The sequence below is a fragment of the Chryseobacterium sp. HNCC26DJ241 genome, assembly GCF_057180505.1.
Map to the genome: position 1 here is coordinate 407,958 of NZ_JBXUGL010000001.1, position 23,578 is coordinate 431,535.

Sequence of the window (23,578 nt, forward strand, 5' to 3'; positions counted from 1 at the left end):
AAGATGAAAAATGTTATTATCTATACACGGGTTTCCACTTCAGAGCAAAAACAACACGGTTATAGTCTCAGAGCACAAAAGGAACAATTGGAAAATTATTGTTCTCAAAAAGACTATCGCATCGTTGCTCATTTTGAGGAAGACCATTCGGCGAAAAATTTTTCTGCAAGACCTGAGTTTCAGAAACTCCTGCGTTATGTGGAATCCAACAAAAATAAAGTCGATGTAATTTTATTCTCAAAGTGGGATCGCTTTTCCAGAAATTTAGAAGCCGCCTTCAAGATGATCCGCCACTTTAAAGAGCTTGGTATTGAGGTAAATAGCGTGGAACAACCACTGGATATGACACAAGTCGATTCTAAATTGATGCTTGCGGTCTACCTTATTATACCGGAGGTAGAGAATGATAAAATCAGTCTCAGAGTGATGCAGGGAACTCGAAAAGCCAACAAAGAAGGAAGTTATACCACCACTGCACCAAGAGGTTATTTGAATACCCGAAATTCTGAAGGCAAGGCAACGCTTATACCCGACCCTACTACCGCTCCTATTATAGAAGCCATATTCAGAGATTACGGAACGGGATTGTATTCGGCAGAAGAAGTTAGACTAAAATATTATAAAAAACTAAAAATATCTCGTAATGGTTTTTTCTGTATCCTGAAAAATCCAACTTACATCGGAAAAATTTTAATAAAAGCAACCAAAAAGGAAGAGGAAATACTGGTGGAAGGGTTGCATCCTGCTCTTATCGACGTAGAAACATTTGAACGGGTTCAGTTAATTTTGAAAGGAAAATTTAAACCTCAGTTCAGAACAGTGACGGAGATTGATGAAGCATTACCTCTTCGTGGGTTTTTGGTTTGTCCTGAATGTGGAAAAACATTAACGGGTTCTGGAAGTAAGGGACGCGCCGGAAGAAACACTTACTTCTATTATCACTGTACAAGGTATTGTAAAACACGTCATAAAGCCAGAGAAGTAAATGCGTTGTTTGAGGAGCTTTTATCGGAAATGAGCATTGAGGAGGATAAACAGACAGTTTATAAATCAATTTTAGAGGAAAGGTTTTCTGAACGATATGAGGATAAACAAACGATCATCAATTCGCTAAATCGGGAGCAGGACAATTTGTATAATCGTTTAGAAATGGCGGAAGATTCTTTTTTTGAAAAACAGATTGATGCTTCTACTTTCAATTCTATGAAACAAAGAATCGATTCCCGCTTGGCAGAAATTAAAACTGAACTGAAAGCTCTTCAGCATAAGGAACGGTTCTTTGAAAAACATCTCAATGAGGGGATTGGCTTTTTAAAAGGGATTGATATTGTTTACAGTGAAGCCTCTGCGGAACTGAAAAGGAAAACGATTCAGACTTTGTTCTGTGATAAGCTTGTATATCACGGACATTATTTTTCCACGCCTGCTCTTGAAGATACCATTGAAGTCATTCTTTTTAGGAATAGAAGGTTGAGATTGCTCAAGATAATGGATATACAGGAGGAAATTTTGGTGTCGTAATTTGTAATAACTCATATTAGGTATTATGTAATTTATAAACACAGAAGTTGTTTAAAGTAAATTATATTCTTTTGAAATTCGATCATTCCCTATTGGGAAAAGGCTTCCCAAATTGCCTGAATTACTATAATATTTCCAATTTTGATGCAATTTGATATTTTAGGTATTTCCCTTGAAAATAATCCAAACTAAAAATTAGGGTCATTTTAGAACCTCAAATTTTTACTTTAAACTTCACAATGTATTTAACCATGTGTCGAATATAAATAAAATTTTATATCTTTATTTTTTAGTGAGTATGAAAGACATATCGACAGTATTGGTAGACAAATCGGAAATTCAAGAAAAGTTGAAAGCATGGTATCAAACTTTTTATAATATAGAATATGATAAAAGTTTGCAAAAAATAATAGCTGCTATAACAGACTTTACAGATTATTTAAGGGACGATTTAAAATTTTTGATTGAATATCCATATGTGGATAAATTATATAGAAATTCTTATTATAATTATTATGCGTCTAAAACTATCTCATATTCTAGAGACTGTATGCGAGTATCTATTTTTAAATCTAAAATTACGAATGAGAATCAATATGATACGGAGATAATAAAAGAAAATTATTTGGGCTTTTTAATTTTAAGACCTACTTTTCCAAAAGTTATTGGCAGGAATGTAATAAGTCCTAATGCTTTTAAGGAAAATAATATAAATATTTGCAGTGTAAGCGTTAATACAACATCTAATTATTTAAAATTATCCGCAGAAGGTTTCCCGCACTCTACCCAAGATGTTGAAACTATTTCTTGTGCTGAAACAACTATATGGTCTTTGTCAGAATATTTTAGCAGTAAATATGCTGACTATTCACACATATTACCATCTAAAATTCACAATATCTTATCCCAATCTACCTTTGAAAGACAAGTTCCATCAAAAGGACTTCAGGTTCATCAAATTTCGTACGCATTAAAAAAACTTGATTTTGGAGTAAAAATATATAAAAAGGAAGCATTCGGTGATGCGTTTGAATCATATCTAAGAATATATATTGAATCTGGAATCCCAATTATAGGAATAATACAGAAGGGAACATCAATTGCTCATGCTGTAAATATTATTGGAAGAACTGATTATAATGATGATAATTATTCTAATATTCTTGTTGAAACATTAACACCAGATCTTCATATTAAAGATATTTCCAATTGTAAAACTAATCTTGTTTTAGTGGATGATAATTATCCACCCTACAGAACTTCCGAAATCACCAATCCAATAAGCTATTATAAATCAACACGTTGGGAAGGTTGCAGTATAACTTCCTTTATTGTACCTTTGCATACTAGAATTTATATGGAAGCTGGGGAGGCAAGAAAAGTTTCAAGAGATTTTCTTAAGAAATTCTCTCCTATATACAAAAATAGGAATATAGCAGTCAGAACTTACCTAACATCAAGCAGATCATATAAAAACTATTTATTAAATTTGAAAGATATTGATAATGGAATAAAGAATCTTTTATTAAGTTTCTCAATGCCAAAGTTCATATGGATTACTGAAATATTTGATGAAGACCAATTTCTCAAAGAAAAATGTGAAGGATTAATTATTATGGATGCAACAGAACCTAAAGAACTTAATATAATTGGTTCAATTCTTGGAAATATTTTTATAAGACAAAATAATAATCGTGATTATAAAACGTTATTACCGAAGACCATTACATTTACATCTTTTATTAACTTAAAACAATATGGAAACAGTAAAAACTAATTTTGAGGTAGCTATTGAAGAACTTAAAGCTAATCCAAAGGATTGCAATATTGATGAAAATATAATTTCTTTTTTTAATAATTTGGATTTAGGACAAGTTTTTGAAGAAATTGAAATCTCTTTAGAAGAATACAGGTTAGAATCTGAAAAAAAATATTATGAATCTGAAAAACACCTTGTTGATGTTTTTCTTAGTGAGTGAGCCCGTATGAATGCTTCTCTATAAAATTTCATACTTTTTAAAATAGCTTTTTACAACTATTCTTTAAATACCTAAAATTAAAACAAATTTTCTAAACTGTTATTCTTAGGTGGATACAGTTTAAATGTATCACGTATTCTAGAAATAGTCACTATGGGAAATTTTAACCTATCTGCGATTATCACATCTGATATATTTGTATTTTCCAAAACCATTTTTGCAATTAAAAAACCAACTCTTCCTAATTTTTGAGGAGTGGAAATTTGTTTTTCAAGTCTTTTCTTGAAATTAGATACTTCATTTTCATATCTATCCTTGTTATTTCTAGCAAAATAGTCGGTGACATAAATATCATCATCACTATGTGGGAAATTGAGATTCTGATGATCAAAATCATTCATTTGTAAATAATTTTGTAAAGGATTAAAATCTGATTCTTGATTAGAGGATGGATATTTAATAAAGGGATTTTCTAATGGCTTATTAGCTAGTTTGTCTTTGGGTTTATTTAAATCAGGCAAATAGCCCTCTACAGAAGCTATTGTCGTTTGTTCACTAAAAGATTTATAAGTATTGAATGGTGAATCAAAATATTGGCATTCTGCAATTTTATCATTCAAGCTATTCTGAGGGATTACCCAATCTAATTTTGATGCAGCATTTCGAAGAATATCATACGCTATCCGAAGCATAGGAGTGCCTTCTACAGGAAGGGTATCATCATTAACAACACTTCCAAAACGTTCCAGACTTAAAAAATTCAGAGCATAGATATCTTGTGAGTTTGCACTATTCAAAAGTATTTTATATCTCAAATTACGAATAATCGTATGAAATAATTCATCATTTTCATCATTTTTTTTCTTTTTACCTTTCAAGTAAATAAAAGCTCCTAGTAATCCTAACATTGGTGAATCATACTTGCCATAAGCTATCATATTGAGTAACTCAGAATCCAGTGTAAAGTCATGATTTTGCAATTTGGAAAGACAGACATCTATATATAAGAGGTTTTTGTTTGTAGGATTAAAAGCCATTTTCTTTTCAATAAAGATTCTTAACGATCCAAAAAGAGGTTGTTCTGTAACGGTCATAAAAACCTTTGTAAACCAATTTTCATAAACATAAATTGGAACTGTTCTTTTGTCTTTTCTTGTATATTCTAAAAAATAAAGTCCAGGCTTCAGATAAGCGGAAAAACCTAAATATCCATATTTTTCATTACCAAAATCTGTTATGGCTCCTTCAGGGAATTTAGTAACTAATTTTCTGTCTGTATCATATAATACAAATTCATTCCAATAATCTTTCTCTTTAAATTCGTTTCTGAATATTTCAGCGCTAGGATATCTGAAAAATATGAAAATTCCTCCTTTATGTAATTTTCTATTATCTGTTAGAAAAGTTCTTTTTCTTCCAGTTTTTCTTGCGGCGTTGAGATAATAATCATAAGTGGAGTTATATTTTATTTCGCCTTTCAGCGGAATAGAAGAATATAAATTGGGGACATCCAATATGTGATCAATATTTTCATGAAGAAAAAGAGAACTTGCACCTGCAATACAGACTTTGTTTCTATCAAGCTCTATAAAATTTTCACGAATCTGTCCGTCAATAACAAGTCTGATGGTATACGTCCCTGATGGAAGAGAAAAGCTTTTGCGATAATATCCAAAATCATCGTTATTGTCATTACTTTGTTGATTAGGGTTATATATAATAGTGTTATCATTGGAAAAAACCCAAAGTTTACAAAAATACTTATAAACACCCTTCAAAATAATAATCAGTTCATGTTTTCTATTTCTAATTTGAAAATGCATATAATTATTAAGGGGACTGCTATTGTATATTGTTTGAGGTAGCTGTTCAAATTCTTGTTCCATACTTGTAGACTATTAAAATACTAAAGGATTAATATGGCTGGTATTATGGCTTATCTCTGGCTCTTGGGAAAAACCTTCTTTTGCGGCCTCTAAAGGAACATTTTTGTAAAGATACGCACTTAAACTCTCAGCGTCAATACTTCCGTTTGAATTTACTGCAGCTCCTTTTAATCCATCTAAAAGAACCTTAGTGAATATCCCTCTAAATTCTTTTTTCCCATCAACAGTAAAAGTCGATTCAAAAGCTGAATTTTCATAAGTCGTTGCTATAGCACCAAAAACTTTGGGTCTTATATTCTGTCCCCGAAAATTAATTCCTGGACCTGCTCCAGGGTTCAATCGCAGCTTAGTATTTCGACAACAATCTAACCAGATGACCACTTCTTTAAAAAAACCTTCATTTATAAACTTTCGCTTGTAATCTGATGATGATAAAGTTGCAGAATCAAAAAGGAATTCACTCCAATTGGAAAGACAAAGCCCATTGTTTTCCATATCACTTTCAACACCCATTCCATGACCTGCGAAGTAAAAATAAAGACGATTGGCATCTCCTCCATTTTTTAAAACTTCTAAAACTATGGATGCAATTACACTATCAATATCATTTTTTATAACTGGTTGTAAGCTTTCATTCGAAACGATCAGTTTAATATTTTTTCTAGGAACATTTCCATAACGTAAAAGCCACTTTGCGATACATGTAGCATCTCCTATTGCCCCATTTAATGATTCTAATCCATATTCATCTGGAGGTGCATAATGATTAACCCCCACTACGATAGCATAATTACTCATGAAAGACTATTAGTTAATTAGAATTTGTGTTATACTTTTAAGTGTAAAAGAATCATTATCAAAATCCCCATGTTTGACCGAACGTGTAACTAGACCTTCCTTGGCATTATCATCAGTTGGCGAAAAACAAACCCTGTTAAAGCCTGATTCATACAGATATTCATGAACAGGTTTAAAGTCAACCTTATTATATGGAAATCTGAAATCAATATGTCTCTGCAACCCAAGTACAGGAGCATCAAAAGAATTTCCTTCATTTTCCAAAATACCGGATATAAAATAGAGAAGAGATCTTGTATAAAAATATGGGACTAATACATCATTACATTCTGACTCATCATTCATCGTAAATATACGGATATCCTGATATCGCTCAGGGTCTGCCAAAACTTCATCATGAAAAAGTTCCATACGACAAGCTGGTGCAAGGAAAATAATGTGATTGAACCTAAAAATATCTTTGTCTTTTTGATGGGAGGTTTGTTTTAGAAGATTACAAATTGCTATAGAACCTGCGCTATGCCCTACAAGATTGACTTTAGTATTTGGAAATTCAGTAAGATGGTTTCTTAATTTGCTTATAAAATATCCTCCAACATACATTTCATTCTCGTTTTCATTAAGGTTATCTGACCACATATTATAGGATTTGTCTTTCATGGATTTCCATATCCAAGCTCCTAATTCAGCAATATAGAATTTTCGTAAGATTTCTTCAATGATAGTAGGATAAAATCCATGATCGGTTTTGTTTATAAATCGTTTTATTATTTTATACGCTACTTTTGCAATATGTATAAAAACAGTTCCTCCTATAACGCCTCTTGAATTTGTCGTTTTATTTTCATCATAAATGGATAAACTGGCACTCTCCAGCTCTCGTTTTAAATTAAAATCCCCAGCAATCTCTTTTTTAATCTCATCTTCCAGTGTAGGCTCAAGTAAATTGATTTGATCCATCGCCTCTAAACTTTTAAGATTACTCCCACCTCTTGCTTTATTGGTTATATCTTGACGGTCAAAAGCCCTGAAAGGCTCTTCTTTCGCAAGCTCTGTTTCAATTACATCTTCTCTAAAACCATTTCCATTTCCACGACCAGAAACTACATCGACTCCCGTTTTCTGCGAAACTTTCTTCAACAAAAACCTTAATAATGTTTGAAAAAATGATGTTTCTCCTATTTTAGTAAGATTGGTAGATACAGTTTCTACCAATCCTGTTTCCCAAACAAAACAAATCGGATGGCTTTTGGCATCAATAATATGTGGCATCATATTTCTTGCAGCATTTAGACCGGATGTTTCGTTGACCAGTCCGCCATGAAAAAAAATGGACAAATTGCTTTTATTATCATTTTTAAGAGCTTCACTCCTGAAAGATTCAAACATGGCGTCAATATGATCAGATGGGGTATGATAATTTCCTGATTTTTGAAAGGTTCCCCGTGGACCAACATTAACTATAAATTGTTTATCTGCTAATAAGCTCATAGATTCAGTTTTTAATTTTTACAAATTAAATTTAAAAAAAATATTTGAATAATTAAAAAAGCATTACATTGTGATTATTAAACGTAAAATAAAACAACATTATGATATTGTGACAGGCTGTTAATGTCATGATATAGTCTTACAGACGACTGTTAATATGATAAATTATAATTACATATATACACTAATTTTGATTATGATAATTTACAACTCAAATGCTATGATCTTTTCATTTTCAATTAGCTCACCATTGTCAAATATTGATTTAACCAATTTTTTTTGAAAAAATAGTTTTTTCTCAACAGTTTGAATTTCTGCTATTGCTTTATCAGAAGCAATAACAAACCACCCCTCTCCAACTTCCCCATCTTTCCTAGGAGTCATATTCATATTACCATTTGCCCAATAAATAGACTCAACCATCAATTCTCCTGATTCATTTCTCCATGCAAATAATTTTGTAGGCTCTGGAATCCAATCAAGGTGTCTGGCTAGAACAGGATTTATTGCTATCCATCTTGATTTTATATCAAACTGACTAAATCTATGGTCTCTATGAACAATTATAAAATGACCGCCTCCATTTAGATTGTGATAATTATCACTAAGCTCATGAAATACTTTACCAAAGATATAGGGTTCAGAATTGTCTATATTATTCGTAACTGTAACTTGCGATGAAAATTCCTCAGATGGACTTCCCCAATCCAAATTTTTAATAACATTATATTCTCCTATAATTTTAAAACCATTGTCATAATTAATAAAAGTATTTTCCTGCAATCTTACATTATCATCAATTTTATCAATCCAATCTTTTCTTACAAATTCCTCTTTTTCAATTTTTGGAATGAAAGCAGGCTTTTTTATGATGGGAAAAAATGATACGTTTCTATCTTTAGCTTTTAATATTTCGCTAAGTTCTTTAGAAAAACAAGTGTTAGAATCTATTAATTCGGTTGCTAATTGATTAATTGCTCTTAATGCTGTGATAACTCGAGGTCTATGAAATGAATATTTTAAATTAATTTCTTCCAGATGACTCCTTATTTCTTTTTCAAACTCAACAGTCCATTCGTTTCTATTACCTAACTCTTTCATCAAAGATTCTGTTCTTATCAATAGATTAGACTTATCTACTCCGGAGATTTTTGATATGTAGTTAATTATATAGCCGAATGGTCTTATTAAATCATTAGGATTATTAGCATCTAAAATTGGAAAATATGGATCATTTTCTCTTCCAGATTTTAATGATTTTATTTCTGGAATTTCTAAAGAGTAAATAGCAGGTAGTATAGTAAACTTACTCTGCGGAACATCTCTTCCTAAAAAATTAAGAATTTCGATAGAATCATTCCTAATCTCTAAATCTTTAGAAACTGCATATTCTTCAATTAATGGAACAAAATCAACAGTCTGCTCTGGGTTGAGGTGAAATAAAGAAGCTATGATTTCAATAATAGAGTAATCATTAAGTTTTCCCTCTATAAGATAATCGCCTGCATATTTAATATTAGCTACAATACACTTTGCAAATAGTATTATTGCTTTTTCTCTTATGATATTTATGGGGGATTTTAAAAGCTCAGCCAAATAATCAATATAGACCTTTTCATGTGGAATATCCAATGAGTTTAACAAAGGTAAATCCGCTAAAGGTTTACTATTAGACATTAGTCTTTGGAGATATTCAAAAACTTCATTCCAGATTTCTACTTCTGGGAAACTTTCTGTTAATAAATCCATTATGTTTCTTAAATCATAGAAATATGAACTGGGATAACCTGTTTCTATTACATTGTAGGAGAAAACTTCAAAAGCTTTTTTTGTTGCTGCTGAGGAATCAATTTTTTTTAAAGCAGCAAAAGCTTCTATCCTAGAGCCTCCATCATAATGTTTTACCCATCCCGATTCGCTCGACAATTCAATACTTTTCTCAGCCAAATCTCTTGCTAAATCAGAATCTCCTTTATTCAAAGCTATTTCACTCATTTTCGAGTAAAATATTGATTCCCTTTTTGTGATTTTTGCAAAGCCTTTAATATCTTTGATATTTTCGAGAGAGATTATTGCCTCTAATTTATCTATGACTTTTGACCAGTTAAAATATGAGTTACCCTTATCTTCATTTTGTAACATTTCTTTAAAATCATCATAACTCTTTATACGTTCAAGAACTTGATTTTCAGATAATCTTTTATAATTTGGTTTTAGGACTAATTCATTTGAGGATGAATCAGTTTTTTCATCACCTTTTGGAAGAATAAAGTCCGGAAAATAATCTATAATATTCAAATTTTGGTTTACAAAAAAATCATCTATCTCTTTTAAAAGATATATCCTGTCTGACTCAAATGCATTTATATTTATACTGTCTAAAATGTATGGAAGGTGGTTTTTGAAAAAATTTTCACCACATATTTCAAATCCTTTTTTAAGGATTTCTTTAAGTAATTTTATACTCGTGGATTCTGATAAGAGTAAATATAAATCACAATATAGGTTAACAGCATTATTATAATTTTGTTCTGTATTTATCTGTTTAGTAAAATACTTTATAAAAAGAGCCAAAGCCTCATTAAAGTCTATTAGCCCATTTTCTATTTGCCAAATAGACTGTTGTACTCCATCACTTAAATTGTTTTCATAACCTACCTCCAATAAATCTTCTGAAGCATCCCAATATGCTCTTCCCTCTGTAGTCTCTTTAATGTGATTAAGGTGTGATAAGAACCATACAATTCTATCAGAAGCACCCATAGGATTCACTTTATTTATTTCTCGCAACCACCTTATCCAAGTATTAAACTGATAGTCTTTACGGTAGCCTATTCCTATTGATTCCTGTATTGCCTGTTTTAACCATTTTTCATTTTCATTAATCTCATTAATTTGAAAGTATATATTTGCCTGATCGATACATTCTTTTACACGCCCATCAATGTCATGATTATCTAACATGAAACTTTCAATTGTTTGCAATCGTTCTATACAAACATCTTTTGAATAGTTTTCTTCAATAAGAGATGAAACTATATTTCGTTGAGTTTTACTATTCCAGTATTTTTTATTGTTATCAAATTCTAAAAAAAGATGTTGTGCAATTTTATCTATATTTTCTTTACCCGTAAATGATACAGCATGAATTAAGAAATTAAAATATTCCTCTCTGCACTGTTGTATCTTATACCAATAACTATTGCGTGGAGAAATTTCTTTATAATAAAATTTGATAACAGGAATCATCCTTTTAGTAATCTCTCCTGAGAAATTCCCCATTATTCCCTCACTTAATACCCGAGAAATTAAACATAACATTCTTTCAAACTCAACTAATACTTCTTCATCACTTCCTGAAGCAGCAGAAGGAATAGCAGAAGTAATAGGTATTCCTTTATTGCAAAGATTAAGTAATTTATTGAACTTTATTAATGGAATAAATGGATCTAAAGAATCACTATATCCCAAATCTACTTCTTTTGTTGTCGTTTTTGAGGGGTGTTCAATATTCTCAATCCACTTCCAAACTTCAGTAATATCCTGAGTGACTTTGAAAATTAAGTCGGCAATAAATATTTTTCCAATTGGTGACGTATTCTCTATTGTGAAATGTCTTTTTATAGAAGATATAAATGCAATTGCACGATTATTATCATTCGTATCAATGCATTCTTCAATTGCATTTTGGAAAAGATGAAATATTACATTCTTACCTTTTTTTGTTTTAATATTGATATTACTTAAAATTTTGCTGAAATCATCCCATTTATTTTGCTGAATAATACTATAGCCCAGACTTTCTAATATTTGAATCCGTAAATCGGATTCTTTTTCTTCAAATCTATTATTTTCAGTATCATTAGTAAATTCAATACTATTAACAACTAATAAAATATTGTCTATCGATTCAAAATATGCGGCAGTTGTTGCCCATTCTTGCAAGGAATCTTTTATCTCCCTATAAGTATGTGAATTTTCAATTAATATCTTCTGATTAGTAATGATTTCAGGGTAAGCTAGATTGTACAATAACTCAGCTTCTGATTTGTAGCCAAAATTAAAAAAAATCCTAGAGGCTTTTAAGGCATAAGATTCTGAACAATGCAGCACATTTCCTGATCTTAAGTATCCTACAGCTTCCTTAAATTTGTTCATTTGTAAAAGTTCTTCTGTAAGAGATGCGGGATCAATATTAAATAACCTCCTTTCAATCTCAGCAGAACAAAACAAATATTTTAGTAGAACAATTAAATTATTTTGCTTTCTGCTAATTTCAACACCCAAATTTATATCTTTCTTAATTTCATCTGTAGGTCTAAAATTTAATAACTGATCCGTGAAATCTTCCGGAGTTGCAACCGATAAAAATGTATCATAATCTTCTGCTTCAAACAAATGATAATTCTGATTCCATCTTTGTTCGATTAAGGATTTATTATAATATTCTGCTAGCTGCTTATGATAACTTCGATGTAAGTCGAAATCAAAATCGTTATTTAAATAATTTATTGATGTTTGAGTTAACAAAAACTGCTTGAATGAATTATGAAAAAAAGACAATGCACTATTCTCTTCATTAAACAAAATTTTTGCTTTTTCATTAAATGATTTGTGAGTCGCTCTGTCAAAAGACCATTCGTGTAAAAAACTTATGTTTATTAAACCTTTTATTCTTGTAATTAAACCTAAAAAACTAACTAATTTTTCATCTTGACTAATCGGCTCCCAAATCTTTTTATAATAATTATCTATATCACCTTCAATTGTTGGAAGAGAATCAATAGCTTTTTCTATGCTTTCAATTTTTGATAATTTTTCTGTCAGATATGATAAATACAAAGGATGACCTTGCGATTTTTCATATATTTTTGATTTTATACCAATAGTTATTTCTGCAATGAAATCAATATTATCAATATAATTGTAAACATCTTCTTTTCTTAAAGAATCAATTTTTATAGATCTCTCAGAATTCTGATATTCACTTTTAACTTCTTGTGGAATGTCGTTTAAATCATAAGATTGACTACCTAAAATAATAATAACACCATTTGGTAATGTGGTGGGCAATGGAAGTTCTCTAAGGAAACTGGTTGAAGCTGATTTATATTCTCTCGGAACATGGTCTAATCCATCAATAATGATAATTGTTTTTTGTTGAGACTCATTATATTCTTCACCAATGTATTTTATTTGTTCGTAAAATACATCTTTCAGAAAAACAAGATCCTTATAAGGTAAAATATCTCTTTTATATATACCTTCTTCTTTTATTTGGAAAACTAAATCAAAAAATAAATGAATTGCATTCCCTCTTTCATAATAATTTAAGTGTGATGATGGATTTGCAAAGTCAAAAGCATAATATTTAATAATTCTTTCAGTGGATGCTTTAGACCATTGGTTTAGTAATGTAGATTTACCTGAGCCCGGTCCTCCTGAAAGAAAAATATAACCGCATTCTAAATCATTAACCTTAGAATCTAATAATTCTAAACTACTGGTTATAGGTTGATACTTCTTCCTATCAATTACTATATCATGATTGAATGTTGTTTTAAAGCGGTTTTCCCAGCCTAGTTCTTGGATTATCTGAAGTCTTGAGAATTCTACGAGCCGCATTGGACTTGCCACTTTTTCTATAATGAATCTGCTCAAGTCTTGTAAATCATTATCCTCTCTTAAGTACTTAGAGTTTGTAACACTAAATTCTCTTTGTTTATAGTTATACTGAAAGTCAAAACATTCAACAAATTCGTTAAATTCTTCCTCTTCTACATTAAGTATTTCTTTTAAATTTTCAAGGACAGGTTTCCATTTATCACTAATAGTATTCTTATTGCGTAGTTTTTTCCAAACCTCATTTATAAAATCCTGAAAACTTCCAATCTTATCATTTCCGATTTTTATATTGTCATTTTCTGATAATTTTTTATTTGTAATTAAATGTGGAATGACTTTTTTACTTACATTAAGCCTTTTCAAATTTTGCCAACTTGATAGTATTAATGGCAAAAGGCTAATAAAATTAGTGTATGATATATTTGCCTCCGCAGTTGTCCATTTAACTTGATATGCATGAACCTCTGAAGATGTAGAATATTGGATATCATCAAGTTTTTCGGCTTTTGGGTCTGCAACTTTTATCCAAGAAAGGCTCTTATTTATTAAATTAAGATAAACAAACCATGCAAATTCATCAAATTGAGGTAAATATCCTCCCATAGCAGCTCTTTCTCCTCTTGCGGAAATCATTTCATTATCCATTGAAGTCAGTTTTATTACAAAAATAATTATTTAAATCGAGGATGAAGCTCTACCATTTTATAATAAAGACAATATTGTAATATAGATTCTTATATGAGTTGAAAAATTGAGAAAGATTAGCTGATTTCGAAAAATATGTAACCTTTTGATTATCTGTCATTTGGATTAGCGGTTCGAGAATTGCCCTTAAAATCCCATAATTTTATTATGGACTTCTCGAACCCGTTTGTAATCGGATATAACTTTGTTTATCAAATAGTTACAAATGAAAAAAGTCGCCAAATTGGCGACTTTTCACTCGGGCGATCCGGACGGGACTCGAACCCGCGACCTCCGCCGTGACAGGGCGGCATTCTAACCAACTGAACTACCGGATCAATTTTTTTTAAAAGTAAAAATTGTAAAACTTTTGCGATCCGGACGGGACTCGAACCCGCGACCTCCGCCGTGACAGGGCGGCATTCTAACCAACTGAACTACCGGATCTGGTTTTATAAAGAACTTCTTTCTTTTTGGTGAGTGCAAAAATACAACTTTTATGATATTATACAAATATTTTTCAAAAAAAATGCTCTCCAAATAAGGAAAGCATTCATTTTCAATTGAATTATTTTTTATAAATACGCTGAAAGTTTTTCAGCAATCACTTCTTTTGGAGCAACTCCTACAATTTTATCTACTACTTCCCCGTTTTTGAAGATCAATACAGTAGGAATATTTCTGATTCCATAATCCACAGAAACCTGCTGATTATTGTCAACATCAACTTTTCCTACTACCGCTTTCCCTTCAAAATCCTGAGCAACTTCTTCGATAATTGGACCCAACATTCTACAAGGTCCACACCACACTGCCCAAAAGTCAACCAATACTGGTTTATCAGATTTTAAAACTACATCGTGAAATGAGTTATCTGTAATTTCTAAAGCCATTTTTTATTTTTTAATTAAAATTAATTGTTTTCCTATTACAAATTTACAAAAAAGTTATTATCAGCAAGATTTGTTCATCTATGCTCAATATTTGTATTTTCTATAACTTCTACAGGCGAAATTTCTTTTAGAGCATTTACCAATTTATCGATATCTTCCTTAGTCGTAAAATGGCTAAAAGATACTCTTAATGGTGTTGAATGTTCCATTTCGTCTTCACTTAGAAGCATCATCATTACCATAGAAGGTTTTGAAGCTCCGGAAGAACAAGCGCTTCCCTGAGAAACTGCAATTCCTTTCATATCCAACTGAAGACCGATCAAAGGATTTTTATACGGCAAAAGAATACTCAAAACCGTATAAAGACTCTCTTTTTCAGCACTTCTTCCATTAAATTTTATTCCGGGAATTTCTTTGGAAAGCCGTTCAATAGCATAATTTTTTATTTCCTGAATATATTTTGTATATTTTTCCAAATTGGTCATGGCAAGTTCTAATGCTTTTCCTAAGCCTGCAATTCCGCAAACATTTTCAGTTCCGGCTCTTAAACTTCTTTCTTGAGGCCCACCAATAATAATTCCCTTTAATCCGGTAGATTTACGAATAAATGCAAACCCAACTCCTTTCGGTCCATGAAATTTATGTGCACTACACGACGCAAAATCTATAGGGATTTTTGAAAAATCCAAATCCATGTGCGCCAACGTTTGTACAGTATCCGAATGAAACAATGCATTATTTTCTTTGCAAATTTTGCTTACTTTTTCAATATCAAGGATGTTTCCGACTTCATTATTGGCGTGCATTAATGAAACCAAAGTCTTTTTATCTGAATTTTTTAGGAGTTCTTCCAATTTATTCAAATCAAAATCTCCTTTAGAATCGGGACGCAGATATACTACTTCTACTCCTTTTCTTTTCTTCATATCCATTACTGATTCTGCCACGCATTTATGTTCCAAAGGCGAAGTAATAATACGCTCCACACCAAGATGTGTGACAGCAGATTTGATGATCATATTATTGGATTCTGTTCCACAAGATGTGAAAATGATTTCTGCAGGAGATACCTTCAGATAATCTGCAATTTCTCTTCTTACTTTTTCGAGGAGAATTTTGGCTTCCTGTCCAAAACTGTGAGTAGATGAAGGATTTCCGTAATTGAATTTCAGAACATCTACCATTTCATCTATCACTTCCGGAGAAAGCGGAGTGGTAGCAGCATTATCCAAATAAACTTTTTCCATTTTTATTTATTCGATTTTTATCTTTACGAAATTAGTGAAAAAAACGGAAATGACTTTCGTTTGCAAAATTCAGCATTGGTTTGTCTCCTTCCGTATCTCCAAATGCTATTTTTTTGTCAAATTTTTTTCCGTTTATTGCTTCTTTTATGCGGTTTACTTTTTCGATACCGTTGCAATTGGGAGTCGTGAAACTACCCGTAAACGTATCATTTACAAATTCTGCTTCGGTAGCAAGCAGATTCATTTTAAAATTTTCTGCAAAAGGTTTTACCCAAATATCAAGCGAAGCAGAAACTATATAAGATTCCGTAGCGTTGCGATCAATATTCTTGATAAAATCTAATGCGTTTTCCCTGAAAAGTTCAGGATAAAATCTTTCAAAAAACAATTGGGATTGCTTTTCGATTTTTTTTTTGGATTCACCTTTTAATATCGAAGAAATAAAACTTTTCTTTACTTTTTCTGCATCAGCCAGTTTCAATTTCAATAATACAAAAAGCGGAATATGCTTGATAAATTGCACTCTGAATTTTGAGGGATTATAAAATTTAAGATACAAAAACATGGTGTCTTTATAGGTCAAAGTTCCATCAAAATCAAAGAGATACAGTTTTTTCATAATTTATAGTTTGCAGATAATAGATAACAGGTGATAGCTTCGTAATAAACTTTAGCAATGAAATTCTAAAAACTATCAACTAAAAACTATTATCTAACTTATAGTTTAAGTTTTTTAAAAATAAATTCTGGGATATTACGGATAATCAACATAATAATTGCCCAAATCGGAAGAACATACGCTACATTCTTTTGTTTTTTCCAAGCCTTGTAAATACCATTTGCTGCCTGTTTCGGAGTGGCAGTCAGTTTTGGATTCAAAGGTAAACCTTCTGTCATTTTGGTTTCCATAAAGCCTGGTTTTACCGTAAGAACATGAACTTTTTTAGAAAACAGATAGTTTCGAAGTCCACTTAAATAGGCTGTTAATCCCGCTTTTGCACTTCCGTAAATGAAATTACTTTGCCTTCCTCTTTCTCCTGCAACAGACGAAAGTACAATCATGGTTCCACTTCTTTTGGCTTCCATTTTTTTTGCAAAAAAGTTGAGAACGGGAACCAGCTTTGCGTAATTGATATCAATTATTCTTTCCGTGTTACGATTGTCATACAATCCTTCTTCCGTACCTTCTCCTAAAAATCCTGATGCACAGAAAAGCAGATCCGAAGAAATGGATTCCAGTTTTGTATAATCAATTTCGGACATCAGATCCAAAGGAACTACTTCCGAATTCTGGAAATATTTTACCTCAATATGTTTTGCAAATTTTTCTGTAGTTTCAGGGCTTGAGCTGAAAAGATATATTTTTTCAAATTTTTCGTTTGAACTTAGAACCTTTTCCACAAAAGCTTGTGCCACTTCGGAATTACTCCCTAAAACAATCATTTTTATAGTGTTAAGTTATTGAATTGTATTCGTTTAATCAAAAAATTAATTATTCAAAATTCTTTTATGTTGTAATGAAACAAATTTCGGATTCTGAACATTTTTAAGATAATTGGTGAGTGAAGATTTGCTCATACTATCTTTGGTGAGATATATTCTTCCGTCAAATTCTTCCACAATATCATCTAATTTTTCAATAAGTTTTTTTAGTTTGGAGTTTACTTTAAAATCCAAAGCCAAAGTATATCCTTCAAACGGAAAAGAATTGTAGGCTTCAGGATTGTTTTTACCAAAAAGTTTCAGAACGGCAAGAAAAGAACCATTCCCGGAATTGGCAATTGTTTCCAAAATTTTCTTCATTCCTTCTTTTCCTTTTTCCTTCGGAATTACCATTTGATACTGAATAAATCCACTTTTCCCGTAAATTTTGTTCCAATCATTAATCACATCCAAAGGATAGAAAAACGTCTCATAATCCACAAAATTTTTAATTTCCTTTTTGGTCTGTTTTCCATAATACAGCCAATTGAAAATCTTGACTGTAAGATTATTCAGCACAAAACCCGGAAAATAAAACGGTACCGTTGGATTTAATTTTTCTTTTAAACGAAGTGGATTTTCTGTAAGATTTTTAGGAAGTTCGGCTTTCAGAGCGTGTTCTCCTCTCATCAAAATACTTCTTCCGATAGTTGTGCCTTTCTGAAGACAATCGATCCATGCCACATTATACGTCCAATCTTCGCTTTCTTCAAAAAGTTTAAAAATTTCGTCCAGATTTTCAGCTTTTATACTTTCCTGACGAATGTATGCCGTTTCAATATTTTTGAGCTTGAATTTTGCCGAAAGAATAATTCCCGTAAGTCCCATTCCGCCAATAGTTGCCCAGAATTTTTCAGAATTTTCTTCCCGGGAACATTTCAGAACGTCTCCATTTTCATTAAGCAAATTAAATTCGATCACATATTCTGAAAAACATCCTTCCGCATGATGATTTTTACCATGAACATCGGAAGCAATAGCACCACCAACAGAAACGAATTTCGTTCCCGGAGTTACATACAAAAAATATCCTTGCGGAACTGCCACTTCCAAAACTTCGGAAAGCAATACACCGGATTCGCATTCGATAATTCCGTTCAACCGATCAAAGCTGATGAATTTATTTAATCTTTTTGTGGAAAAAATATTTTCTCCAAGTGAAGCATCTCCGTAACATCTTCCGTTTCCTCTCGCAATCACTTCATTGTGATTTTTCACAAATTCTTGGATTCGGGCAAGAGAATCTTCCGACTTCATTTCTTTTTCCACCACTGGGAAATTCCCCCAATTGGTTACCTTCTGTACAAAATTCGGACTCATTTTTTAAAATAAATTTGAAGTAAGAATGCAATTACCCAAAGTACAAGCGTAATCTGAATATAACGGTCTTTATATACAATTTTAGTTGGAGATTCGGTTTTGTTGTAAACAAGTGTCTGTTGCAAATACCGTAAAAATGCAAAAACTACAAAAATTACAGTATAAAAAACTCTTTCATGGAATCTCTGTTGAACTTCTGCCGATAGCGTAAACATCACATAACACACAATCGCCAATGTACAACTAATCGAAAGTGCAATATCCGCAAACTGAACATTATATCCATCCAATGCTTTTCTGGTCTTTCCTGAAGTTTGAGCATTGATAAGCTCTCCTCTTCTTTTTCCGATTGCTAAAACCAACGCCAAAACAAACGTCAATAAAATTGCCCATTGCGAAACTATAATTTCTGTAATATAACCTCCTGCTAAAACCCGTAAAACAAAACCGATAGCAATAATGGTGACATCAATAATGGCAACGTGTTTGAGCTTAAAAGTATACGCTATATTCATAAAGAAATAGGCCAGAATAATGATTGAAAACTTCCAAATATTTATTTTAAAGAAATACTGTCCAGCAAAAACAAGAACAATATCCAAAAGAATAAGCAATGCAAATATGGCTTTTGCAAAATTTTTAGAAATCGCACCACTTGCTAAAGGACGGTGTTTTTTTTCCGGATGTTTTTTATCCGATTCAATATCACTGTAATCATTAATAATATAAATGGTACTGGCAGCAAACGAAAAAACAAAAAAAGCAAAAATACTTTTAATGAATAAATCAACATTTGTAATATTTCCGGAAAAGAATAAAGGTGTAAAAACAAAAAGATTTTTCACCCACTGTTCTACCCGAAGAAGTTTTAAATATTTTGTCATTTATAGAACTAAAAAGCGAATGCAAAAATAATCATTTTAAAATAAAAAACCGCCGAAGCGGTTTCAAGGTTAATATATTGATGCAAAAAAATTAATTTGTTCCACCTTGTGCATCTTTTATCATTTCTTCATTAGCTGTAATAGCAAATTCTACACGGCGATTTTGCGCTCTTCCTGCATCTGTATCATTGGAAGCCACCGGTTCTTTTTCACCTACTCCCATCGCAATCAATCTACTTCCGGAAATTCCTTTAGATATTAAATAATTTTTCACAGAATTCGCTCTTTTTTCAGAAAGTGTCTGATTATATTCATCAGTCCCTTTACTATCTGTGTGACCGTAAATATTAATATTGGTATCAGGATTATTAATCAAAACTTCTGCAAGTTTATCAAGATTAGCTTTTGCTGTAGAAGTAAGATCCGAAGCGTTGAAAGCAAAATTTACCATATTTTCCTTTAGCGTAATTTTAATTCCGTCTCCTACTCTTTCCACTTCAGCTCCCGGCAAAGTTTCCTTAATTTCTTTTGCCTGCTTATCCATTTTTTTACCAATGACATTACCTGCAACTCCACCTATTACACCTCCTAAAACTGCACCAAGTGGAGCATTTTTACCTTTTCCGATATTATTTCCTAAAATACCTCCGATTACTGCACCTGCAGCCGCACCTATTGCGGTACCTTTTTGTTGGTTATTTGCATTCTGTATACTTTCACAACTTGTTAATACTAAACTTGTCGATAAAAATAAAGCTGCAATATTTGTTTTATTAAAGATTTTCATAGCTTATGATTTAAGATAATTTTGATTTTTTATTGAGAAACTTTCTGGAAATTGTAAACTACTCTTACATTTTCACCTCCTGAAGGAATATTTTGCTCTAAGCTAAACTGATCATCAGACTGACTGATAAGATTCAGTACATATCCTGAGATATTTTGCTTAGCTTTTGTACCGGCTGCAATTTTTTTAAATTGAAATTGAGTACCATTTACCACTTCAAATTTAATTGGCTGAGATACGGAAGGACAATTCCCGCCTCCATTAATAGTATAAGAACCTGTCCAGTTATTAGGAACAAGTTTCCATTCACTTCCAACCCAACATTGTGCATCAGCTCCTTCATCAAAAGGTTTTACCTTGTAGTTTTTATCATAATTCACTGAAGTAATCTGCCAGTTTCCTTTCATTTTCAAAAATTCTGAACGATTACTTTGAGCTGTTTTTGCACCGGAACATGAAACGCTGATTGCCGCTCCCACTATTCCTACTAATAATAAATTTTTCATAGTATTCAATTTAAGGCCTATAAAGTTAATTAAAAAATTAACTATATAAAACCGTGCCATTTTAGGATATTCAAAAAAAAACCTGACTTTTTCAGTCAGGTCTATTTTATTTAAAGTTTTGTTTTTTTATAAGTGGTCTTCTTTTTAACGGGAGCTTTTTTCTTAGTAACAGTCTTGGTAGTTGAACTTTGAGAAGAACTTTTATAGAAATTTTTATACGCATATTCTGCTGCTTTTTCCAAATCAATTACTCCACCCGATTCCGAAATCATATCAAATCTATTATTGGTATTGGTACTCAACATCGCATTAACAGATGATTTATTAACCGTTTTTACTAAAGATTCAATAACTTGTTCCGGTTTCAGATTCGGCATATACGCTAAAAGAACTGCAGCAGCTCCTGCTACAACAGGCGAAGCCATGGAAGTTCCCTGAAGATATTCATATTTTCCGTCCGGAACTGTGGAATAGATTTTTTCTCCAGGAGCGAAAACATTTACCATTTTTTGGTTATAATTAGAGAAATCTGCTCTCAGCATTTCGTTATTATTAGTACTTGCACCAACCACAATCATATTATTGATAAAAGGTTTTGCATCATTCACATTTTTGAAATTTGTAGGGAAATAAGTGTGCTCCGCAAGATCTTCATTCTCATTTCCGGCTGCTTTTACTAAAAGTACACCTTTATCCTGAGCATATTTGAAAGCATCCCAAACATATTGTTTTCCAGGAGAAACTGGTTTTCCGAAACTCATATTCAGGATTTTTGCACCATTATCTACAGCATAACGGATTGCATTTGCCACATCTTTGTCTCTTTCGTCACCATCCGGAACTGCTCTTACCGTCATAATTTTGGCAACTTTAGAAGCTACTCCGTATTGAACCTCACCACCTTGTGCAGCTCCTGCAATAATTCCGGCAACATGTGTTCCGTGTTTTGCATCCGGACCTTCGTAATGATTATTTCCATAATTTTTTTCAGAATAATTATCATAACTGTCTCCTACAATATCTTTTCTTGGGTCAAAATCCAAGTTATATTGTTTAGTAGCTTGTGGACCATAATAATCCAACGCTTCTTTCATCTGGTCGCTCATATATTTTCCAACTTCCTCTCCTGATTTTCCTGCAACTGCAGGATCATTGGCAAGTTGTTGCAAAATCTGAGCAGCAAAACCTTCATCCTGATTAGAAGGTTTAAGAGAGGATAAAGTTTCTGCAGTAAGTGTTTTTCCATTCAATAACTGCTTCATTACCGGAACTAAATTATTCAGCTTTGTATAAAATTCAAAGTTCTTTTTAGCATCAGCGCTTTTTTTGGTGAAGATTTCTTTGGATTTCATATACATTTCAAATTCTTCCGGCATTTTAGCTTGATTGGCTTTGTTTTGGGCAGAATCAGATCCTTCAAAAACAGACTGATATTTTTTAACAACACGGGTAACTTCCATATTGTCTACATCTGTATCTCCATTTTTACCTCCAAGAAAATTCCATCCATAGATATCATCTACATAGCCATTTCCATCATCATCTTTTCCGTTATTCGGAACTTCATTAGGATTTTTCCACATATTTTTTACCAAACCAGGGTGATCTACTTCCACACCGCTATCCAAAACTCCCACTACTACTGTTTTCGGTTTTAGACCTTTTGATTCCAAATATTTGTAAGCCTTACCTGTATTGACTCCATATACATGATCGGTACCAAAATCTTTATGATACCAAGTCATCAAATCTTTATCTTTCATAGGATCGATAACAGCTTCCGTACCTTGCGAAAATGCAAAGCCTATTCCTGCAAAAAACGATGCGGCAATGATTATTTTTTTCATTTGGTGATATTTATTTTATTGTTTTTGAGATATGTATAACTTTCCGGGCCTTTGTTACAAATAAGATCCAAAATAGATAAATTTTCCAGAAAGCCCAATTTATCGGAAAATGTTTGATAGTATTCTTCAAAATTATATTTCTCCGAAGATTTTGCCAAAAATTCGTTGCGATAGTCTGCTGCTTCAGGATTTTCAGAATATTCAGTATTCAAATGATACGGTTTTTCTGATTTTAAAATTTTTAGAATTACATCTAAAGCATGAAGATTGAACTGGAGAAGAGAAGTTTCCTGATTTTCAAAAATTTTCCTGAACTGATCCTCATAATATTCGAAATAAGGTGAACTTTGATATGCGTTTTTTATAGATTTCCAATGAAGTGCCCTCCAATTTTCTGCATCAGAAACTTCTATATCTTTCATGGCTCTTTTTCCGTTATGTTTAATAGGAATGATAAGCGAAAGTTTTCCATTCGCACCATAAATATTGGCTCGATTGCGATAGGTTTGTTTCGGAAAGTTCTCAAACTGCTCAAATTCAGCTTCTATGTTTTCATCCAGAAAAGCTGAAAACCATGAAACAGGTGGTAAATAAAAAACCGGAAATAATATCTTTGTCATTTTTTAAT

17 protein-coding genes and 2 tRNA genes are annotated in these 23,578 nt (G+C 31.9%); 3 read left to right on the plus strand and 16 right to left on the minus strand.

The annotated features are described in order from the left end of the window. The first annotated feature begins 3 nt into the window (after positions 1–3). The 3 genes from AC2A1C_RS01880 (at position 4) to AC2A1C_RS01890 (ending at position 3,500) form a co-directional block, all read left to right on the plus strand. Positions 4–1,521, plus strand: coding sequence for a recombinase family protein (locus tag AC2A1C_RS01880; RefSeq protein ID WP_484022919.1), 1,518 nt, complete (start codon positions 4–6; stop codon positions 1,519–1,521). A 298-nt stretch (positions 1,522–1,819) separates the two neighbouring features. Beyond that, on the plus strand, positions 1,820–3,298 hold the full coding sequence (locus AC2A1C_RS01885) for a hypothetical protein (RefSeq protein WP_484022921.1): 1,479 nt from the start codon (positions 1,820–1,822) through the stop codon (positions 3,296–3,298). Further along, positions 3,279–3,500, plus strand: coding sequence for a hypothetical protein (locus tag AC2A1C_RS01890; protein WP_484022923.1), 222 nt, complete (start codon positions 3,279–3,281; stop codon positions 3,498–3,500). The genes AC2A1C_RS01885 and AC2A1C_RS01890 overlap by 20 nt, the downstream gene beginning before the upstream one ends. 77 nt (positions 3,501–3,577) lie before the next feature. Here AC2A1C_RS01890 and AC2A1C_RS01895 read toward each other — a convergent pair whose 3' ends face one another. The 16 genes from AC2A1C_RS01895 to AC2A1C_RS01970 form a co-directional block, all read right to left on the minus strand. Beyond that, positions 3,578–5,386: a hypothetical protein gene (locus tag AC2A1C_RS01895; RefSeq protein ID WP_484022925.1), complete on the minus strand. Its 1,809-nt coding sequence runs from the start codon at positions 5,384–5,386 to the stop codon at positions 3,578–3,580. Between the two features lie 12 nt (positions 5,387–5,398). Then, positions 5,399–6,184 carry a caspase family protein gene (locus AC2A1C_RS01900; RefSeq protein ID WP_484022927.1) on the minus strand — a complete coding sequence of 262 codons (786 nt, stop codon included), beginning with the start codon at positions 6,182–6,184 and terminating at the stop codon, positions 5,399–5,401. A 9-nt stretch (positions 6,185–6,193) separates the two neighbouring features. Further along, the gene (locus AC2A1C_RS01905) at positions 6,194–7,675 is read right to left on the minus strand and encodes a hypothetical protein (protein ID WP_484022929.1); all 1,482 of its coding nucleotides are present in this window, start codon (positions 7,673–7,675) and stop codon (positions 6,194–6,196) included. A 204-nt stretch (positions 7,676–7,879) separates the two neighbouring features. After that, positions 7,880–13,945: an NACHT domain-containing protein gene (locus tag AC2A1C_RS01910; protein ID WP_484022930.1), complete on the minus strand. Its 6,066-nt coding sequence runs from the start codon at positions 13,943–13,945 to the stop codon at positions 7,880–7,882. A gap of 303 nt (positions 13,946–14,248) precedes the next feature. Then, positions 14,249–14,322: transfer RNA gene (locus AC2A1C_RS01915), tRNA-Asp, on the minus strand. A 35-nt stretch (positions 14,323–14,357) separates the two neighbouring features. After that, a tRNA-Asp gene (locus AC2A1C_RS01920) sits at positions 14,358–14,431 on the minus strand. Between the two features lie 128 nt (positions 14,432–14,559). Then, a complete protein-coding gene (trxA, locus tag AC2A1C_RS01925) occupies positions 14,560–14,877 on the minus strand; it encodes a thioredoxin (RefSeq protein ID WP_484022932.1) in 318 nt (105 codons plus the stop codon). A 74-nt stretch (positions 14,878–14,951) separates the two neighbouring features. Beyond that, a complete protein-coding gene (locus tag AC2A1C_RS01930; protein ID WP_484022933.1) occupies positions 14,952–16,124 on the minus strand; it encodes a cysteine desulfurase family protein in 1,173 nt (390 codons plus the stop codon). Positions 16,125–16,155: 31 nt separating this feature from the next. After that, positions 16,156–16,743 (minus strand): HAD family hydrolase, encoded by a 588-nt coding sequence (locus AC2A1C_RS01935; protein WP_484022935.1) that lies wholly within the window; start codon positions 16,741–16,743, stop codon positions 16,156–16,158. Positions 16,744–16,841: 98 nt separating this feature from the next. Further along, entirely contained in the window at positions 16,842–17,567 is a 726-nt protein-coding gene (locus AC2A1C_RS01940; RefSeq protein WP_484022937.1) for an SDR family NAD(P)-dependent oxidoreductase, read from the minus strand. 45 nt (positions 17,568–17,612) lie between these two features. After that, on the minus strand, positions 17,613–18,926 hold the full coding sequence (locus AC2A1C_RS01945; protein ID WP_484022938.1) for an FAD-binding oxidoreductase: 1,314 nt from the start codon (positions 18,924–18,926) through the stop codon (positions 17,613–17,615). After that, positions 18,923–19,810 carry a decaprenyl-phosphate phosphoribosyltransferase gene (locus AC2A1C_RS01950; protein ID WP_484022940.1) on the minus strand — a complete coding sequence of 296 codons (888 nt, stop codon included), beginning with the start codon at positions 19,808–19,810 and terminating at the stop codon, positions 18,923–18,925. The genes AC2A1C_RS01945 and AC2A1C_RS01950 overlap by 4 nt, the downstream gene beginning before the upstream one ends. Positions 19,811–19,901: 91 nt before the next feature. Beyond that, positions 19,902–20,597 (minus strand): YiaD family glycine zipper/OmpA-like lipoprotein, encoded by a 696-nt coding sequence (locus tag AC2A1C_RS01955; RefSeq protein WP_484022942.1) that lies wholly within the window; start codon positions 20,595–20,597, stop codon positions 19,902–19,904. A gap of 29 nt (positions 20,598–20,626) precedes the next feature. Further along, positions 20,627–21,103 carry a hypothetical protein gene (locus AC2A1C_RS01960; protein WP_484022944.1) on the minus strand — a complete coding sequence of 159 codons (477 nt, stop codon included), beginning with the start codon at positions 21,101–21,103 and terminating at the stop codon, positions 20,627–20,629. Between the two features lie 110 nt (positions 21,104–21,213). Beyond that, positions 21,214–22,950 (minus strand): S8 family serine peptidase, encoded by a 1,737-nt coding sequence (locus AC2A1C_RS01965; RefSeq protein WP_484022945.1) that lies wholly within the window; start codon positions 22,948–22,950, stop codon positions 21,214–21,216. Then, the gene (locus tag AC2A1C_RS01970) at positions 22,947–23,570 is read right to left on the minus strand and encodes a WbqC family protein (RefSeq protein WP_484022947.1); all 624 of its coding nucleotides are present in this window, start codon (positions 23,568–23,570) and stop codon (positions 22,947–22,949) included. The genes AC2A1C_RS01965 and AC2A1C_RS01970 overlap by 4 nt, the downstream gene beginning before the upstream one ends. Between the last annotated feature and the right edge of the window lie 8 nt (positions 23,571–23,578).

Bases quoted from the DNA above. Each gene is read 5' to 3' on its own strand.
- AC2A1C_RS01900 (WP_484022927.1), bottom strand. From the start codon at position 6,184: ATGAGTAATTATGCTATCGTAGTGGGGGTTAATCATTATGCACCTCCA.
- trxA (WP_484022932.1), bottom strand. From the start codon at position 14,877: ATGGCTTTAGAAATTACAGATAACTCATTTCACGATGTAGTTTTAAAA.
- AC2A1C_RS01885 (WP_484022921.1), top strand. From the start codon at position 1,820: ATGAAAGACATATCGACAGTATTGGTAGACAAATCGGAAATTCAAGAA.
- AC2A1C_RS01935 (WP_484022935.1), bottom strand. From the start codon at position 16,743: ATGAAAAAACTGTATCTCTTTGATTTTGATGGAACTTTGACCTATAAA.
- AC2A1C_RS01880 (WP_484022919.1), top strand. From the start codon at position 4: ATGAAAAATGTTATTATCTATACACGGGTTTCCACTTCAGAGCAAAAA.
- AC2A1C_RS01945 (WP_484022938.1), bottom strand. From the start codon at position 18,926: ATGAGTCCGAATTTTGTACAGAAGGTAACCAATTGGGGGAATTTCCCA.
- AC2A1C_RS01970 (WP_484022947.1), bottom strand. From the start codon at position 23,570: ATGACAAAGATATTATTTCCGGTTTTTTATTTACCACCTGTTTCATGG.
- AC2A1C_RS01890 (WP_484022923.1), top strand. From the start codon at position 3,279: ATGGAAACAGTAAAAACTAATTTTGAGGTAGCTATTGAAGAACTTAAA.
- AC2A1C_RS01960 (WP_484022944.1), bottom strand. From the start codon at position 21,103: ATGAAAAATTTATTATTAGTAGGAATAGTGGGAGCGGCAATCAGCGTT.
- AC2A1C_RS01955 (WP_484022942.1), bottom strand. From the start codon at position 20,597: ATGAAAATCTTTAATAAAACAAATATTGCAGCTTTATTTTTATCGACA.
- AC2A1C_RS01895 (WP_484022925.1), bottom strand. From the start codon at position 5,386: ATGGAACAAGAATTTGAACAGCTACCTCAAACAATATACAATAGCAGT.
- AC2A1C_RS01905 (WP_484022929.1), bottom strand. From the start codon at position 7,675: ATGAGCTTATTAGCAGATAAACAATTTATAGTTAATGTTGGTCCACGG.
- AC2A1C_RS01910 (WP_484022930.1), bottom strand. From the start codon at position 13,945: ATGGATAATGAAATGATTTCCGCAAGAGGAGAAAGAGCTGCTATGGGA.
- AC2A1C_RS01950 (WP_484022940.1), bottom strand. From the start codon at position 19,810: ATGACAAAATATTTAAAACTTCTTCGGGTAGAACAGTGGGTGAAAAAT.
- AC2A1C_RS01940 (WP_484022937.1), bottom strand. From the start codon at position 17,567: ATGATTGTTTTAGGGAGTAATTCCGAAGTGGCACAAGCTTTTGTGGAA.
- AC2A1C_RS01965 (WP_484022945.1), bottom strand. From the start codon at position 22,950: ATGAAAAAAATAATCATTGCCGCATCGTTTTTTGCAGGAATAGGCTTT.
- AC2A1C_RS01930 (WP_484022933.1), bottom strand. From the start codon at position 16,124: ATGGAAAAAGTTTATTTGGATAATGCTGCTACCACTCCGCTTTCTCCG.